At 39.7% G+C, this 4,759-nt stretch carries 2 protein-coding genes; both read left to right on the top strand.

From position 1 onward, the window contains the following. Positions 1-743, top strand: a 743-nt coding sequence (locus AC4E96_RS01900; protein WP_490254737.1) for a S8 family serine peptidase, incomplete at its 5' end; no start/stop codon positions are given. Positions 744-841: 98 nt separating this feature from the next. Continuing rightward, positions 842-4,753 carry an EAL domain-containing protein gene (locus AC4E96_RS01895; protein ID WP_490254736.1) on the top strand — a complete coding sequence of 1,304 codons (3,912 nt, stop codon included), beginning with the start codon at positions 842-844 and terminating at the stop codon, positions 4,751-4,753. Positions 4,754-4,759: the final 6 nt, after the last annotated feature.

Here is a 4,759-nt window from a genome sequence, read left to right as displayed (position 1 = left end):
AAGACTCATACCTAATGCAAAATTATGCTATGTACGATGACAACGAAGGTTACTTTTTAATGTCTGGTACCTCTCAAGCGACTGCAATTACAACAGGTGTTGTTGCACTTATGCTTCAAGAGCAGTCAGACCTAACTCCTGATGATATCAAATGTCGCCTATTAATGACTGGGCGCATGGCACAAGATAAAGACGGTAACTTGGCTTATAGTATTTTTCGCCAAGGTGCAGGCTTGGTTGACGCTTATGCTGCTGTAAACAGCGAAGCTAGTGGCTGTGCAAACACAGATATGGAAATTGATGTTCAATTAGCCAATTTAGATGGCTTCTACCCTGGCCCAGCTCGCTGGAACGAAGAAACACAGCAGTTCTTCTTGATTCATGAAAACAATCATGCTTGGAGTGGTACTTTAAACTCGGAGCTAATTGAAGAGCTAATTACTTCTAACGGTCTCATTCTTGAACATAAAGAAAAATACTCTAAGAAAGAAACAAATAGTTTAGGCTTGATCTTTGACCATAAAATGAAAGATACCGAAAAAGAGAAAGAAACTAAAACGAATGGATTGATTTTCGATCACAAAATGAAAGATACAGAGAAAGAAGCTAAAACAAATGGCTTAATATTCGATCACAAAATGAAATATAGCCAAGCAAATGGATTGATTTTCGACCACAAGATGAAAGACTCTCCTCCTAAAGAGGATAAAAAGACTGGTAACAATTGGATTGACCAACAATAAAAAAAGGCCCTAAGGGGCCTTTTTAGTTATCTAGTGTGACTTGTTTTAAACATCATGGTATAAATAAAGTATAATAATAATATGAGTCTAAATCACTTATGTCGTCACTCTTTAAAAGCTTTAGCTTACTGTGTTTAGGGTTAACTTTTTTATTTCCTAGCTTTGCTGAAAGTCGTCCAGAAACATCGGGTAAGCCCCCAAGTGAAGCGTTTAACAGGTCACAAATATTCTTCTCCCAAATTGATTCAAACGTGATTCTTCCACATGCGACCGTTACTTCAATCGAGCAAGACAAACAAGGATTTATTTGGTTCGGGACACAAGGAGGCTTAGTTAAATTTGATGGCCATAAAAGTAAAACTTATGATTTCACTTTTAACAATAAAGGCAAAGGCATAAGCAATTGGATACTAGACCTTTACACTGATTCAGAAGATCGTATATGGGTTGCCTCTGGCGCTAGTATAAGCCTATATCAGTCGACAGAGGACAAATTCAAACATTTCATTCTTTCAGACATTGATAGCGAGATAAAGAATGATATGGTCATGAGAATAGTTGAGGACTATCAAAACAATGTTTGGTTTTTAACGTTAAAATCTGGAGCGATCGTACTAAATTCTGAAACTAACCAATTTAAATTATATGGTAAAAAATATTTTCCCAACAACAATACAGAGGATTTTTCTTCTATAGCGACTGGTCGGGATGGTGCCATTTACATTGTTACTCAAGACGGCAGATTGTTAATTAGAGACCCAGAGACAGAGTTCTTTAAAGAGGCGAATCTTAATGGGTTTGCTAATGATATGTACAAGAGCATTTTCTTAGACGAGCAACAAAACATTTGGATTGGTACAAAATCTCAGGGAGCCTTCTTTCTTAACAAAGATTTAAAAGTTCAAATACCTGGTGGCCCAAATAACGCGCAATGTCATGGTGAAATTTCAGAAATAATCCAAGATAAGTCAGGCACCATATGGTTGGCAACAAACAATGGACTTTGTTCATATTCGCACGACACCAAATCCATTGTTAAATTTCAAAAGAATAGCTTTGCAAAATCATCTCTCTTAAATAACCACATCCATTCTGTTATGCAAGATGACGGTGGGGTAATTTGGGTTGGAACCCAAAACGGTGTTAATTATTGGAATGCTGCATTCCCCTCTTTTCAGCACGTCAATAAGCAAGGATACCAAACAATACAAAGTGAACACACCATTTCATTTGCAGAGGACTCAAAAGGTAACTTCTTTGTTGGCTCTTGGGGCGGTGGTATTGTTGAGTTTAGTGCCGATGGTGAAACAAGCGCACTGGGTGCGGGTGGAGCTTTAGATGAGATCTTGGCGGCCATTGTTCCAAGCTTATATGTTGACACAGCCGATAACATATGGATAGGAACATTAAGGAGTGGTCTTTACAAAAGTAAACTAGGGTCAGATAAATTTCAAAACTTCCGCGCAATTGAAGGAGATCTTCACCGCTTTACTGGTGAAGAAGCTTTGCCAACCATTACTCACGATACAATTAGTCGAATTAAACAATTGAGCGACGGACGAATGGCATTTGCGACGTGGGGCGGTGGTCTTGTATTAACTGAAGATGGCTCAAGCTTTGAGCTACTTGCTGCTTCCAACTCAAAAACCAATATTATTTCGTCAACTTACATTTCTGACATGGTTGAAGACGAGGACCGTAATTTATGGATTGGTACTAATCACGGTGGCTTAAACCGTTTCAACCTTGATACAGGAGAAAACGTTGTTTTTGAGAAGGACTTAACTAATCCTCAAGCTTTAAAGTCTGACTCTGTCTACGCCCTTCTCAATACCGAAGACTACATTTGGATGACAACGCCTGATGCTGGTATCGCTCGATTAGATAAAGAAAAGCTAAAGATTGGTGAAGTGGTATTCCAGCACTTTGGAACAGCTGAAGGGCTTGGCAGTGATTTCACTTATGGTATTTTGCAAGACGATAACAATTATATCTGGGTATCCCACTCTAAAGGTCTTACACGACTGAATCCTTATACGTTACGTTCTATCAACTTCAATACTAGTCATGGTCTACAAGGCAGTGACTTCAATTCAGGTGCTTTCTTTAAAGCCAGCGATGGTCGAATGTTCTTTGGTGGTGCGAATGGTTTTAACACCTTCCTACCAGAGCAGGTACCTATTAATACGTATAAGCCACCGATTAGACTAACAAAATTTAGTCAATCTAATGAAGAGCGCCCGATTCACGAGCTTTTCAAAGAAGATGGTGTATTAGAGCTCAAACATAATGAAACGGTGGTGGACTTTGAGTTTGCGGCACTAGACTATACCAAGCCAGCAAGCAATCAATACAAGTACAAAATGGAAGGTTTGGCAGATGTTTGGATCGATCTTGGTACAAACAATCACATTCCATTTTCCCACTTAGACGATGGCTCTTACACACTAAAAGTCAAAGGTAGTAACAATGATGGCGTTTGGAGTGATGAACTTGCCATTCCAATTCGAGTTTTACCGCCAATTTGGCGCACTTGGTATGCCTATTTAGGTTATTTCCTCATTGCCAGTATCATCTTTTTGTTCTTGGTTCGCCAGCAACAGTTGAAAATCCAACGTCAGATTTCACAAGAACGAAAGCTACACAAGCTTGCTTACTTCGATAGCTTAACTGGCTTGCCTAACCGCCAAAGCTTCTATGAAAGCATGGAAAAATTCTTATCACTGGCCAAACGCGGTAATTACAACGCAGGTGTCATGTTTATAGATTTAGACAGGTTCAAGCGAATCAACGATACCTTAGGTCACAATTTTGGTGACAAGGTCTTGATGGAAGTTGCCGAACGTCTTCGTCACAGTGTCCGAAATAGCGACTTTGTTGCGCGCAACTACGATGTAAAGTCATTCAAAAATGAAATTGCTCGATTAGGTGGTGATGAATTTACCGTATTCTTGAGTCATATCGACAACCCAGAAGAAACAACCCTCGTTACGCAACGCATTATTGACAGTGTCAGTAAGCCAATTGAAGTGGATGGCTATGAAGTTTCCGTCACGCCATCGATTGGTATCGCAATGTACCCTGAAAATGGCTTAACGGTTCAAGAGCTGATGAAACACGCTGACGTTGCAATGTATCAAGCAAAAGAGGAAGGTAGACGTACGTTTAAGTTCTTCTCAAACGCTTTAAATGAAAAGGCATTTGAGCGATTACAGCTAGAGGAACACCTACGAAATGCGCTTAAGAATCAAGAATTTGAGCTTTACTATCAGCCTCAAGTCGATTTATACGAAAACCGTATCGCTAAAGCAGAGGCGCTTATTCGTTGGAATCATCCAGTACTTGGATTTGTTTCTCCTGCGGACTTTATTCCTATTGCAGAAGAGTCTGGGCTGATTGTAGAGCTAGGCGAATGGATTTTACAAACGGCCTGTTTCCAAGCCAAAGAGTGGCTCGACAACGGTATAAGTGACATCAGGGTATCAATTAACGTCTCGAGTGTTCAGTTTAAACAAACTAACTTAGTCGACAACGTTAAAAATGCGCTCGCTCTAACCGGACTACCTAGTAACTTATTGGAGCTAGAGCTTACTGAAAGTGCCGTTATGTCGGATGTAGAAGATAACATAGACCGTTTACAACAATTGAAAAACATGGGTGTAACTATTGCCGTCGATGACTTTGGTACTGGTTACTCTTCACTGAGTTACTTGAAAAAGTTCCCTATTGATACACTTAAAATCGACCGTTCATTCATTGTAGATATTGATAATAATGAAAACGACGCAGCGATTGTAAAAGCCATCATGCTCTTAGCCGAGACGATGCAATTAAATGTTGTTGCAGAAGGTATCGAAACGCTTGAGCAGTTGAGAGTGCTTGATAGTTATGACTGTAAGTACATCCAAGGTTACTTCTTCAGCCGCCCTCTTCCATATGAAGCATTTGTGAGTTTTGTTGGCGATGAGTTTCAAGACAAAAGCACTTGGAAACTAGACCTTATTGGCTAGCTAACT

It is taken from the genome of Psychrosphaera sp. (assembly GCF_982872775.1).
Note: the sequence above shows the minus strand (reverse complement) of the source record. Positions and strands in the feature narration are given on the sequence as shown.